This window comes from Streptomyces sp. NPDC000878 (genome assembly GCF_053599695.1).
This window is the reverse complement of sequence record NZ_JBSFMT010000051.1, coordinates 1-12897: the sequence shown is the minus strand read 5'-3', so window position 1 is coordinate 12897 and position 12897 is coordinate 1. Positions and strand designations below refer to the sequence as shown.

Here is a 12897-nt window from a genome sequence, read left to right as displayed (position 1 = left end):
TATCCCCAGAAGTGTGGAGGTTGCACCCAGGGCCCTGTGGACAACCAGATTGGCTGAGCGTTCCGCGCGTGCCACTATCTGCGCAGACCAGATGCCTGAACTGCCCAGCTCATCAGCACAGTTGACGTCAAGCAGGTTTCACGTGAAACGACGCAAGGGTGCAACTTGCACGCACACAAGCGGAGTTGGGCTACTCAATTGTCAGGTCTGTGCCGTAGAAACGATGTACCAGACAAGACGCACGGCTCCAGGCACCCCGCCAGCTGTCAGTGCCGTGCCAGAGAATGTTCCTCGGTGACCTTTGGTGCCGCCGCCACGACGGCGGCGGCCCCCTGCTCGCAACAGGAGGCCACCGACTTCGACCGCAAGAACCGACGACCTCAGGAGGTCACGATTCCCACCGAGAACGAGCCTACGGGTTCCCACTGTCAAAGCAACTCTGACCAGCACCTTGATGGCCCGCCTCTCGGCCAGAAGCCGCAGCCCAGGAGGCTAAGCCCAGCCCGGATGCGGGCCCGCCGACTGTTGGACACCGCGAGCGACGAACTCGTGCGCCTGGCTGTGAAGGCGTCCGTGACCGGCGTGCTCGCGGGGGCGGTCTACTGGATCGAGCGTCGGTGAACTGGGGCCGCCGGGAAGTACCTGAGGTACTTCCCGGCGGGCCGCCTTGCCCGGTTCACACGGCGGGATAGGTCGCCGACGACCGGCCAGACATACACAGATTCCAGCGCGCGGCGGTCACACTCGCAGGACGGCCCCTGCCGGAGATCGACGTCATCGCGAAGGACGTCGAGTCCATCGTCAGGCCCTCTTCGTCAAGGACGACTACGGCGAGAAGTACTTCGCAAAGGGGGCCGACAGACCTCGCATCGCCGAGTTCGGCAGGCGGAGCAAGAGGCCCGTTCGTCGACCACCAGGCCGAGCGCAAACGCCTTGCGCAAGATCAAGCGCGAGAGGTGCACCGCGATGATCGAGAATGTTCGCAGGAAACGGATCGATCAACATCCGACACAGCCGAGTACTAGGCCGGCGCCGCGTTCGCAGGGACCTGTACGGATGACGTCGCGTCCATCTCCGTCACCTTCGACGGCGCTCCCGATGACCCGGCCTTCTTCTACAAGGAGACGGAGAAGAGCACCGCCAGCTCCGAAGATCGGACAACAGGTAGCCGCCGCTCAGACTGGTGGCTGCCCGAGCAACCGAGTCTCCAGGTCCAAGGTGAGCGCGTCTCTCAGGGCGAACAGCGAAAAGCTCCAGCCGCGGTCGGGTCTCCCCTACGATCTCGCTATGCTCCGACTACTAATTGACACGTCTGTTTGGTTGAATATTGCAAAGCGCCGGGACGGCCAGCAGATCATCGTTCCCCTGCGATTGCTGATGTCTCAGAGGAAGATCGAGCTCCTTGTCCCATCTCTGATCCTGGAAGAGTTCAACCGAAACCGCCCGCGCGCAGAAGCGGCAACATCGACGAGCGTTCGAGAACGCTTCCGAGTTCTCCGCCAGGATCTTCAAGATTATGGCGATGACGAGGCGCAGCGTTGGATTGCCGAAATGGCCCACCAGATCCCATACGTAAGTGCTCGATCCCTTCAGAACTTCTCTGAAATCTCAGATCTGCTGCGCGCAGGGACACAACTCCTGTCGGGGGATGCGGAGCATGCGGCCGTCGTCAGGCGTGGCCTCGAAAAGCGGGCCCCGCTCCATCTCAACAAGAACAGCGTGGCTGACGCGCTCTTGGTTGAGCAGTATGCAACCGCCCTTGGTGCCGGATCAGTCGAAGATCAGTACGTCTTTGCGACGGCCAACTGCATTGACTTCTCGGTACCCAAGGGTGACCGACGCCAGCCCCACGACGACATCGCCGGCCTATTCTCATCCCCGAACTCCCACTATGCCTATGACGTGGATGGTCTGGTCAAGGTTCTCGGAGAGAAACTGGGCAGCGATTATCTCGATGAAGCCGACGAAGTGGAATTCGTCCAGAACGCATCCGAGACTCGATCGCTCGCAGACATCCTTACCGCCGAGCATGAATATTTTGACAAGGTCTGGTATGGGCGAAGCGTAATTCATGAGGAGCTTCATCCGGAGAAACATTCCGAACTGCCGGAGTCGATTAAAGAAAGCATGATGGCAGCCCGAAAACGCGTCGAGGACACGTATGGCTTGGAAAATCTTCCGCCAGTCGATGATTGGGAATGGGGCTTCATGAACGGCAAGCTCTCGGCTCTACGCTGGGTACTTGGGGAGGAATGGGACTTCCTCGACACATGAGTGTCGACCACGACTCGAAGGCGTACCGCAACCCCGACTAGACTCGAACATGTGAGCGAACAATTGTCTCGTCTGGAGCTGCTGCACTTCGCGCGCCGCGTGATCGCGCAGCAGGCCGCGGCGAGCCTCGCCCAGCTTGATCGGTGGATCGCCATAGAGGAGGAGCGGGAGGGCGCGCGGCGGAAGGCCGAGGAGCGGCGTCCTCCGCCGCCCGAATGGCTGATCGAGCGGGGTATCGGGGCTGGGAACCCGCCCGTACGCGTCCACCAAGGCGGGTGCGTCGTGGCGCAGGGCGTCCGGGTCAAGGCGATCAGCGAGGACCAGGCGAGGCGGGCCTTGTACGCGCATGTCGAGGCTTGCCCCTTCTGTAACCCGGCCACGGCGCTCCGGATCATCCCGGAGTAGGCCAGCGGGCGCATGGCCGCTCGCGGGCGCGCCCAAACCGGCTGAACAACCCGAAGGTCTGGCGCAGGGGAGTCCTGGCCCGGCCTTAGCTTGCTTCTGGTCTTCCCTTGTTGGCTTAGTTGACGCGGTTCCCGCGGTAGGGCGCTCGTGGCGTCCGCCTGACGTCCGTCGTTAATTGGGGCCCCTGCGCGCCGATGGAGGTTCTTCTCCGTCCGCCAAGGCCTTCTCGCATGCATTGGTGCGTGCCGCCACGTCGGGGTCGTCTGCCATCGAGGGGGGCAACTGGGTCGACGCGTAGATCTGCGCCTTGCACACCTGGCCGACGGTCAAACCGGTGGCTGTGGAAAGGTCAGCCTCGCTGAGGTTCGCGTCTACAAGCACGCACTTGCGGAGGTGCGCCTTGTGCAGATTCACACCCACGAGCTTGGCCCTTGAGAAGTTCGCTCCCTCAAGATCGGCGCTCGTCAGAACAGCGTGCGAGAGGTCGGTTCCCGAGAGTTGTGCGTGTGCCAGGTCGGCGTGGGAGAGATCTGCCTCGGCAAGGTCGGCCCACATGAGGCGCGTCTTGACGAGTCTGGCTTTATGGAGATTGGCTTGACGGAGTTCGGCGTTGTACATCTTGGCATCTGCCAGGTCTGCGCCTTCGAGAAGTGATCGGCTCATCTTTACGCCCTCCAATGTGGCGCCTGAGAGTTTGCAGTTGGTGAGCCAGGCGCCGCTCAGGTTGACCTCGCGCATGTCGATACCAGTCACTCGGATACTCCGCAGATCTGCTCTCCTCATGCCGTGGGTCCAGTTGCGACCCAGCACGTCAAGTGCGGCGCGGACGTCCTCGTGGAGCGTCGTGAGGCGGGGCTCTTCACTCTCGGGAATTTCTGGCGCTGCCGACCCGGGTTGCTCGCTCGCCGAGGACTGCGGTGCTGGCTTGTCTAGTGGTCGAAACGCATCACGCACGAATGCAGCTAGGACTTCAACAACAGTAGTTCGATCCCTCTCGCTATCCTTCATGATGCGTTCGAGTGAATAGATGCCGCCCAGGCGTTCGTGCAGTTTGTCTGACGCCAGGAGCTTGATCGCTTCAATGTAGCGGCCAGTGACTTGACCCTCGCGGGTGAGTTGCGCCTGCTCCCGATCTTTGTCCTGGGTGTGCTGGAACAGCTTCTCAGTCTGCTTATGGCTGCGATGTGTGTACATGAGCCCTGCGGCGGTAAAGCCGCCGGCTGCGATGGCGACCAGCATGGTGCGGAACCCAGTGACGATGATTCCTGCGCTGGGAATAAGCTCGCCCTTCTTGTCCCTGAGGTGATGACTTTCGATCCACCAGGGACCCCAGGTGAGAAGAACGATGAAGGCCGCAGTACTGGCCGCAGCCAGCACCCAATAGAGCCAGCGCCTCTTCCTGTCTGATCGCCCATGTCTCATGACGGCATGATGTCTGAGTGGCGCGCTCGGCATGCCCTCTTGAGTCGATGTTCAGAGCTGGAGTTGAGCTTGAACGTTCATGAAGTGATCGCTGGCGCCGTTGTCGCCCAGAGGTACCGCGTACTCCTGGTCCGTCGCGCTGTCTCGAAGGGCTCCCTCTCGTAAACGCTTCTACCCTCGTCGGCCCGGCGATGGCACGAGATCAGGTCGTCCGCTCCGGATCGGGCAAGTCTGGTGTCGGGATAAGGGGTGCGGGTCCAGTCTCAGGGACTGCTTCGGGTAGCCCGAGGTATTCCCGCACGGCCGCGCTGTCGCCGGTGGCGTCGGCCAGGCGGGCGGCGGCGTCGAAGTCGCGGGCCTGGATGAGGTCAATCTCGGTGGACGCGCTGTCGATGGGGAATCCGGCGTCCATCAGCATGCGGACCGCGGTCTCCAGCGAGATGACTCCGGCCTCGTAAGCCTTGACGACCAGGTCGAGCACCGCGGCTTGGTCGGTGGGCGTGAGTGGGCCGAACGCCAGCCGTGCCGAGGGGAGTTCCCCCGCTGGCCAGACTCGTCCGGCCTGGTAGAGGCGGGCGACGAACTTCAGCAGGAGTGTGTACTTGTGGTCGCGTACGAGCCGCATCTCCCCGATGAGGGAGTCCAGCGGGCCGAGCGCGAGTTCCAGGGCGTACCCGGAGGGCAGGGCTGTGGGGTCGAGGGTGCCCAACCCGGCTGCGGTGAGGCGGGAGTTGACCGCGATCCGGTCGAGGAGGTGGTCGGTGCGCTGTCGGAGTTCGGCGAGCTGTCCGGCTGTGTCGAGGACGTCCATGGAGCCGCCGTCGGCGAGCTGGACGACGGAGCCGGCGCGGAGCATGACCGGCTCGGGCTGGCCGGTGGTGCGGTTGACGGGCATGCGCGCCCCGGACACGGCGACGACGGGGGCTCCGGTCGTGGCGGAGGAAGCGGCCGAGTCGGTGTCCGTCGCGGACAGTTCGTCGAGGGCCTGGAGGACTCCGGCGAAGATGGGGCGGCCCCAGTGCTCGCCGGCATCCGGGATCGTGTTCGGGACGTGCACGACGGGCAGGTAGTCGACCATTAGGTCCAGGCGCTCAAGGACTTCGCCGTCTGCGCGTCTCCGGTACGTGGCCTTGTCGGTGGGCAGGTTGTAGACGGTGTGGTGGCCTTTCAGATCCTTCAGCCGCCACTCGGCGTCGGTCAGATAGCAGGTGACGGTGGTCGGCCGGTCGGGCTGCCACGGGTACCTACGCGTGATCCGGCCCTCGCTGTCGACGGTGTCGCCGGGGGTGAGGAGCGCCCAGCCGTTGCCGTCGACCACAGGTTCACGGCGACCCCCGTCAGCGGCCGTCCGGGTGTGGGCTCCGATCGGTCCGAGTTCGTAGGTGATGCGCCGGACCCGCTCCTCCGTACCGCGGTTCGGGTCGGCGGGGATCTGCCACGCGAAGTGCACGCGGTCCGGGTAGTCGGCCTGGTCGGCGTCGTCGTCGAAGTCAGGGAAGTAGAAGCCCGGGTCGTACACCGACAGGCGTGGTCGAGCCCGTGCCGGGTCCCAGGCGAGTGTGTACACGGTGTCACCGCCACGTACGGCGACCCGCTCGGCCTGCTGCATTCGCATGGGCAGCAGTTCCTTCTCCGCCCAGACGCGCAGGTCCTCCTGGAGAAGGGCTGCGGTCTTCACCTCCTCCGGCGGTTCAGAGTCATCGACGGCGGGCGCGTCGACCCGCTCGGCTCCCGGCACGGTGATGGTCTGTCCGTCGCCGAGGAGGTAGCCGAGCGCCGTGTCGATCAGCTTGGCGGCGTCGCCGAGCTCGCGCCGGTCAAGCGCCGACTCATCGCCGCGCGTGACGGCGTGCAGCTGGCCGGCCTGGTTGTGGTCGTACGCAGCAGCGATCTTGTAGGCGGCCAGCCGTCGGAGATCCCCGTCTGGCACCCACGTGGGTGCAGTCTGGGACAGGATCCCGCCCGGCCGCCTCGGGTCCGCCATGTCTTGGCGGTAGTTGGCCCAGCTGAACGTGTCGATGATCAGGTCGCGTACGTCGCGCAGGCGCACCGTGCCCTCCGGCGTTCCACCCCCGCGCCCGCCGTGATCAAGCGTAGACGTTCAGTCCGAGACGCCAGCCCCGGCGGAGAGACGTCACCGCAACCGGACCAATCGGTCGCGAGCCGTCAGTGAGGTCATCCCGATTCCAGGAGGGTCACTACAAGCCAGGGGTCACCATGGCCATGAAGCGATCCATGAGCTGTTGGGAACGCTCGCCGAACAGGAGCAGCACCACCAACGAGCCGGAGGCGACTGCCAGAGGCAACGCGATGTCCTCAAGGCCCGCAAGGTACGCGCCCACGCCCGTAGCAAGAAAGGTGAGAACAGCGGCAGCAAGCTTGATGGTCTCGTAGTCCTTCACCGGCTCCAGCCCGGCCAATTCGTTGGCCGGCAACAGCGCACTCACCCTTCCCTGCGCGTAGCGGTCAGCAATCTCCATCAGCAGAGAGGCAAGCTCGACCAGCGCCTGATTCCCATCGTCCTCATGGATCTTCGGATACGTGTTACGCAGGCGGCGGACGACTTTGCGGGCGTGATCGGCCCCAGCTCTGCGACGGGAACGTGGCAGGGAGAGGAGCCGAACCCGTCGAGCATTGCGCACGATCCGCTCTACGGGCCGCATCCTCTTACTGATCTCCTCCAGAGCGGTCGACCGTTCCTCTCCGCCAGCACGGTGGGCAATGGCACACAGGACAACGGTGTCGGTGATGAAGGCCGGCGCGCGATGGGCACGCTGATTCTGGAACGAGCTGCGGTAGCCGATGCTGATCAGGAATGCCCCCGTGATGAAGGCGCCCCGTAGGGTCTCTTCCCTCTCAGTCAGCGAATCGCCGTTGACATCGGCAGCAAGAGGGACGCCAATGGCCACGACCGCCAAGGCCCAGATGAGAAACCGGACGATGGAGTAGCCCCGCTGGCTGACACGAGTGGTATGCCAGGAACGACGAAGGCCCGAAGTGATGTGTTGAGAGACGCCAAGCGCGGTGAGTGCGTGGGCTAAGGGACTGAAGTGAGCGGTGGCAGCTTGAGCCGTGCGGCGCTGTCGCCGGGTGGGTATCGGGCGAGGCACGGTGGTGGGGGCCTCCTTTGCTGAAGTGTCCCGGAATGAACGGCCCTACGGCACGGTTGTCGCTGAGCCCATTACATCGACGTCCATGCATCCGGCGACCCAAGAGTCGACGAGGTCCTGACCGTACTTCTCGCCGAGGACCTGCCGCTCCCACTCGGCACGACACTCCACCTCGTCCGGCACGGCTTCCACCGGAGAGGTGCCGCTGCGAGCGAGCGCCGTGTCCCTCAGCAACTCCCCTGCCGTGGTGCCAGCGTTGCAGACGCTGATCCGCTCGTCGACCCGCTGTTGCGCCTCGGCCTTGATCTGCTCGTCGCGCTCCTGCGTCGGCTCCTCCGAGCTACAGCCCGCCAGCCCCCCGACAACGGCCCCAACCAGTACGAGGGTTGCAGCCCTTCTCCCCTGTCTCCCCATGACCGCGGACAGTACCAGTCACGCGGAAGTTATCCACAGGCGGTCATAACCCCATGCAGAAAGGGGAGTTGGGGACGGGAAAACGCGGAGTTGGGAGCGGCGCAGAGGTTCCGTTGGATATCGTCGCGACTACGTGTTGCCCGGCCCCCCAGTGGTCCCACGTCGCACGGAGCGGCGGCGGCCATAGGGAGGCTGGATGGCACACCACCGGAAGAGTCGCGCGAGGTCGAAGTCTCGACCGCAGCGGAAGCACCGCGCGGACTCTGCCGCACAGAAGGGTGGAATGATCCCCGACCTCGTGAAGGTCGGGGCCATCCTGATCCAGCTTGGAATCGTGGTCTTCGACCACCGTTCTTAGCCGGACGCACGGCGTCGGTCGCCTTGACCCTAGGAAGTGAGGGTGACCGGCGCCCCTCTCGCCAACCAGCTGGTCCCGCCCGCGGACGTGACGAACTCGTACTCCCAGTCACCCGAAGCTCAACAACATCGGCGACCTTGACTCGCTCGTCAGGACCGCGGGGCGCGACCAGCTAGCTTGCCACTCCACCCTAGAGCAACAATGGATGCGTTGCGGAGGGAATGACGCTTAAAACTTTACGACGTGCAGTTTTATGAACAGAACCGGATTCAGCCGCTGACCAGCAGGGTTGCTAACCCGTAAACCTATTGGGGCCATTAGCGGCGCCCGGCCAGCCGTTCGTCCCTGCCTCGGTAGATGCCTGTGTCGAGCTGGTTGGGGTCGGCGAGTTCCGTGAGCGCATGGACTGCGGCGTCCATCCTGTCGGGGCTGTCCATGCCGGCGATCCAGGTGACCATCTGGTCCTCCAACTCGGGGTGCTTACCGACGTGGTGGACGAGGCCCTGGTCGTAGAGCTGGGCGATCGGTTCGGCCCTGAGCCTCTTGCCGACCTTTGCGGTGACCTCGGTGACGTACGGCATGAGCAGTCCGCGGGTGATGCCGTCGCGTTCGAGTTGCTTCCAGGCCTGGCGGACGATCTGTCGCGCCATGTCGCCGCCGTAGTTCGACTCGACGACGATGGCGTCCGCCTTGAGTTCGAGGGCGAGACGGCAGGCGGTGAGCCCCCAGTCGTTGGCGCCGAGTTTGTCGGAGCGGTCTTCGAGTACGTAGAGGTGGCCGTCCCAGTCTCGTGCCGCGCCGATGATGCCGGTCTCGTCGTTGACGGTGGACTCACCGCCGGCCGGGTCGACGGCGACGACGACGCGGGCCATGTCGAGTCCGCCGAATGCGATGACGTTCGTACGGTTGCCGTCGATCCAGGCGCGCTGCCACACGCCGCCCTCGGGAGGCTTGGGCTTCTGCTGGTAGAGGCTGGCCCAGACGCGTTCGCCGACGCGCTTGCGGGTCTTGGCGTGGTGGGCTTCGTTGAAGCGTTCGGGCCACAGGGCTTCACCGACTTGGCGGCCGAGGGGGTCGTCGTCGCGGTCGGCGAGGGCCGGGAGGTCGATGACGGTCCACTCGTTGTCCTCGGCGTCGGCGATGATCCGGCCGGCGAGGTCGTCTTCGTGCCAGCGTGTCTGGATGACGCAGATGGCGCCGCCGGGTTCGAGGCGGGTTTGGAGGACGGATTGCCACCACTCCCACGCGCGCTTGCGCATGGTTGGGGAGTCGGCGTCGGCCATGTCCTTGACGGGGTCGTCGACGAGGGCGATGGTGGCGCCCTTGCCGGTGAGGCCGCCGCCGATGCCCGCTGCGACGAGTCCTCCTTCATGCCCGGCGATGTCGAAACGATTCGCCGCTTTGGAGCCGCGGTTGAGGTGGATGCCGAGCTGGTCGCCCCAGGTGTCGATGGCGTCCCTGATCCAGCGGCCGTGGTCGTCGGCGAGGTCGCTGGAGTAGGAGGCGATCATGACGCGGCGGTCGGGGTACTTCCGCAGGTACCAGAGGGGCGCCCATCTGGAGGCGCGGCGTGATTTGCCGTGCCTGGGCGGCATGGTGAGCATCACGCGCTCAGTGCGGCCCTCGGCCATGTCGATCCAGGCCTGGTCGACCATGTTGAGGTGCCGGGCCTGCATCTCGCGCCGGTCGGTGAGGACGGCGGCGAGCGCGCCCGGTGAACGGTCCATCGCGAGGTGTTTCTCCGCGACGACGAGCCGGGCACGCATCTTCGGGGAGGCCTGGGCGGCGATCGCCCGCCGCTGCTCGGCGCCCAGAGCCTGGTAGCGGGCGAGGAACGCGGCCTCGGTGTCACTGACCGTCGGAGCCACTGGCGGCCTCCTCGGTCACCGCGATCAGCGCCTCCAACTCCGCCAGGTCCGCGGTCTCGACGTGGAGCGGTCCGCCGTCAGCACCGGTGACTTCGAGGCGCTGCGAGATCTCGACCGGCACGTACTTGGCGCGGCGCTCCATGATCCGAAGGGCCCGGTCGATCGCCCCGAGGTTCCCGTCGCGCACGGCCTGCCGGTAGGCGACGAAGAACAGCTTGTCGAGACGCTCCAGTTCGACGTTCCGCAGGTCCTCTACAGATTTGTCCAAGTCGGTGGTGCGCTGGGCGAGTGCTTCTCGTACGTCCTTGCACGCGGCGTGGATCAACGCATCGTCGGTGGGCGGCTCTTGGCCCTTGGCGTACCGGTCGGAGCCGTAACCCTGGGGGTAGGCGACGCGGTCGCTGTTGATCACGGGATCGGCGGCGAGCTTGCGGCCGATGGTGAGCCAGTCGACGCCGGCGAGCTTTAGGTCGATCGCGTCAGCACGGCGCTTGGCGATGGCGGCACGCTGCGCCTTGGTGGGGCGGGCCACGGACGAGGACCTCCGGAGTGCGCCCCCGCGCCTTGCCCCATGATCCCACTGTGCAACTTATGGAATCGCGCTCACCTGTGGTGACGTCTGGATACACTGCGCCACGTGCACGCACTCTTGGTGGGATGTCTTCCACCCGACGATCCACCCAGGTTGGGGTCAGGGTTTCTCCTGCCGGGTCGGGTAGTGCTCACCGCAGCGCACGTGCTACCGAGCGTGGACAACCCTCGACTGATCGACTTTGTGTATTACGGCGGCCATGGCGCGCTAGCCCACGACTCCGGGAAGTTTCACGAATCGTTCGTGACGATCGGGGGCGGCAAGACTGAGGCATCTCTGCTCGCCGCGCTGCGATGTGCGGGTACCAAGGATTCTCTTGACCGAATCCGTGACGAGCAATTCGCTGTTGGCATCGCTCGACGACTGCTGTCCACCGTAGAGGAAGACACGGGACTGTCGTCGATCACCACGCAGAGCATCGGTTCATCGGAACCCTGGGCTGGTCCACTCTTCACCTTCGCCATGGAGGCGTTGGAAGAGGTAGCCGAGACGATTCACCTGCTGTGGCTGCTTGCGGTCAGTCTGCTCGCCGAGCATCTCGGGTCGAATGACTACGAGTTCTGCTCTCACCCTCCGCTACACGAGTCCTCGCCGCTCGGCGTCCGGGGGATGGGATCCCCCCGCCGGCCACGCGCTCCAGGCGGTCTGGAAGTTGTCCCAGACCACCTCTGCTGGAGTGCGCCTGCTGCTTGATCCTCTTCGGACTTGGGCAGCCGCGCCTGTAGTCCGAAAGGCAATTCCTTGGAAAGGTTCATCCTGTTGGTGCTGGCGCTGGGCGGCCTCGTCGCCGTCGCGCTCTGGACGATCGAGAAGCTGGCAGATCCGGTCGAGAGGTGCATCGCTGCCTGGATCGACGCCTATCACCGAACGCGCGAGCGGCTCCGCCAGAGCGGCCGCAACGGCTCCTGAGGGGCTACAAGTCGCCTGCCGTTGAGGGCCCGAATGATTTCGGGCCCTCAACGGATACAGGTTCCTGAGACTGGCGGATGAAACAGGGGCGGCCGGTCAGCTACCTCGGGTGGCCGATCGCGGTGGCGTCCAAGTCGAGGTCACCGCGGTTGGTTTCCGGGTTGAGTGCCGCGACGACCGCCTCGGTGAGAGGCTCCATGCGGTAGACGTGTTCGACCGCTGCGGGTCGACCTCCATGTCGAAGTAACTCGCCGCATTATCAACGCACTTGACGGCCTTCTTCTCACAGACGAGTTCGAGGTGGTAGCCCGCTCCGGCGCCGTCGGCCGGCGGGGCCGGTTCGCCAACGAGTGTCGGTGTTTCCCCGCCAGAAGCAGACTGTGGCGCGCTGGGCCTTGGTGGGGACGGGCCACGGACGAGGACTTCCAGTGCGCGCCCCCGCACGCTGTCCCGTGATCGCACTGCACATGCGGCCCGAAACGTGCCCGCCCAGGAACAGCAGCGCCTAGACTGCGCGCTATGTCCGATGCCGCAGAAGCCGCGCCCCACGCCCGTGGGTCGTACGCGCGGGCGACATCTGTCAAGCCTCTCGCTGATGTTGATCTGCTAGTCCAGTTGAATCAGCCGCCCCACGGCTCAAGTCAGGGTGCCGTTGCAGCGTTCAACGGGTTGATCGGCGCTCTGCTTCAGCGGCGCGGCAGGAGCAATCGCCACGGAATCGTGGTGACCACAACTGGGTCGGGGAAGACTCAGGCTTTCGGGTCGCTACTGAGCCGCGTGCTCCTCTTCAGCGACGCGAAAGCAACCGTCGAAGAGGCACACGGTCAACGATCCGCTGCCGATCTCGCGCGGCGCCTTCTTTCCTCCGCAGAGAAGGACACTCGGCTTCCGTCGATCACGACGCCACTGTGTGGTTCGACCACCATCTGGGGAGCTGGCCCCGTTCCGGCTCCCGACGAGTTGGCGGAGGCCAGCGAGGTCGCCGAGTTCTGTTGGCTCGTCGCTGTCGATCTCCTCACCCGACACATGGCCTCTGGCTCCTACGAGTTGGGCTCGCTGCCGCCGCCCCACGAATCTTCCCCTTGTGGGGTGATTCGCCTGTCCACCCCTCGGATTCCCCGTGCACCCGGGAGGCCGGTCGATCTGCCGGTTCCTTCCCATATGCGCGTGCTCGCCGCCTGACCTTTGGAGACGGGCGGTCGCCGCCCGTAGTTCGAGAGGTACATCAGTGGTTGAGGTCGTGTTCCAAAGCGGTGCGGTCGAAGTGTCGGGGGTACTGCCTCCCTGGCTGCTCGCCCTGTTGCTGCTCCTCGTCAGCGTTCCGCTGGCGGTCGGATGGGCCGTTGCAGCACGGCGACTCCGTGAAGCGTCGCGATGGCTGATGCGCCAGACGCGCATCTGGGCGCGCGAGGTACTCATGCGGATCCTGACCGAGCGGGATGATCGCTCCCGATAGCGATCGCGTGGTACGCCTGGGGGTGGCGCGGAGCATCGGGCCCCCCCGCCCGCGCGAGGCACCAGCGACCGCGCGGCCGCGGGGGGCCG

The 12897-nt window shown here is 65.1% G+C and carries 11 protein-coding genes; 5 read left to right on the top strand and 6 right to left on the bottom strand.

Features of this window, described 5'->3' with window-relative positions:
• Positions 1-1287 precede the first annotated feature (1287 nt).
• Entirely contained in the window at positions 1288-2274 is a 987-nt protein-coding gene (locus tag ACWDR4_RS33820) for a PIN domain-containing protein (protein ID WP_450414054.1), read from the top strand.
• Between the two features lie 51 nt (positions 2275-2325).
• The gene (locus tag ACWDR4_RS33815) at positions 2326-2679 is read left to right on the top strand and encodes a DUF6233 domain-containing protein (RefSeq protein ID WP_450414052.1); all 354 of its coding nucleotides are present in this window, start codon (positions 2326-2328) and stop codon (positions 2677-2679) included.
• Between the two features lie 171 nt (positions 2680-2850).
• On the opposite strand, the gene ACWDR4_RS33810 is transcribed toward ACWDR4_RS33815, so the two are convergent.
• From ACWDR4_RS33810 to ACWDR4_RS33785, 6 genes are all read right to left on the bottom strand, one after another.
• On the bottom strand, positions 2851-4101 hold the full coding sequence (locus ACWDR4_RS33810) for a pentapeptide repeat-containing protein (protein ID WP_450414051.1): 1251 nt from the start codon (positions 4099-4101) through the stop codon (positions 2851-2853).
• A gap of 202 nt (positions 4102-4303) precedes the next feature.
• Complete coding sequence (locus ACWDR4_RS33805; RefSeq protein ID WP_450414049.1) at positions 4304-6151, bottom strand: hypothetical protein; 1848 nt, start codon at positions 6149-6151, stop codon at positions 4304-4306.
• A gap of 148 nt (positions 6152-6299) precedes the next feature.
• Positions 6300-7019 (bottom strand): hypothetical protein, encoded by a 720-nt coding sequence (locus tag ACWDR4_RS33800; protein ID WP_450414048.1) that lies wholly within the window; start codon positions 7017-7019, stop codon positions 6300-6302.
• A gap of 237 nt (positions 7020-7256) precedes the next feature.
• On the bottom strand, positions 7257-7625 hold the full coding sequence (locus tag ACWDR4_RS33795; protein WP_450414046.1) for a hypothetical protein: 369 nt from the start codon (positions 7623-7625) through the stop codon (positions 7257-7259).
• A 675-nt stretch (positions 7626-8300) separates the two neighbouring features.
• Positions 8301-9851, bottom strand: a complete 1551-nt coding sequence (locus tag ACWDR4_RS33790; protein WP_450414044.1) for a terminase large subunit domain-containing protein — start codon at positions 9849-9851, stop codon at positions 8301-8303.
• Complete coding sequence (locus tag ACWDR4_RS33785; RefSeq protein ID WP_450414042.1) at positions 9832-10383, bottom strand: hypothetical protein; 552 nt, start codon at positions 10381-10383, stop codon at positions 9832-9834. The genes ACWDR4_RS33790 and ACWDR4_RS33785 overlap by 20 nt, the downstream gene beginning before the upstream one ends.
• 216 nt (positions 10384-10599) lie before the next feature.
• Between ACWDR4_RS33785 and ACWDR4_RS33780 the strand changes: the two genes are divergently transcribed.
• From ACWDR4_RS33780 to ACWDR4_RS33770, 3 genes are all read left to right on the top strand, one after another.
• Complete coding sequence (locus ACWDR4_RS33780) at positions 10600-11136, top strand: hypothetical protein (RefSeq protein WP_450414040.1); 537 nt, start codon at positions 10600-10602, stop codon at positions 11134-11136.
• A gap of 48 nt (positions 11137-11184) precedes the next feature.
• Positions 11185-11352 carry a hypothetical protein gene (locus ACWDR4_RS33775; RefSeq protein WP_450414039.1) on the top strand — a complete coding sequence of 56 codons (168 nt, stop codon included), beginning with the start codon at positions 11185-11187 and terminating at the stop codon, positions 11350-11352.
• Between the two features lie 1228 nt (positions 11353-12580).
• Positions 12581-12808 (top strand): hypothetical protein, encoded by a 228-nt coding sequence (locus ACWDR4_RS33770; protein WP_450414037.1) that lies wholly within the window; start codon positions 12581-12583, stop codon positions 12806-12808.
• The last annotated feature ends 89 nt before the right edge of the window (positions 12809-12897 follow it).

Coding starts and splice junctions, on each gene's coding strand:
- ACWDR4_RS33820 (WP_450414054.1), top strand. CDS start 1,288: ATGCTCCGACTACTAATTGACACGTCTGTTTGGTTGAATATTGCAAAG.
- ACWDR4_RS33810 (WP_450414051.1), bottom strand. CDS start 4,101: ATGAGACATGGGCGATCAGACAGGAAGAGGCGCTGGCTCTATTGGGTG.
- ACWDR4_RS33795 (WP_450414046.1), bottom strand. CDS start 7,625: ATGGGGAGACAGGGGAGAAGGGCTGCAACCCTCGTACTGGTTGGGGCC.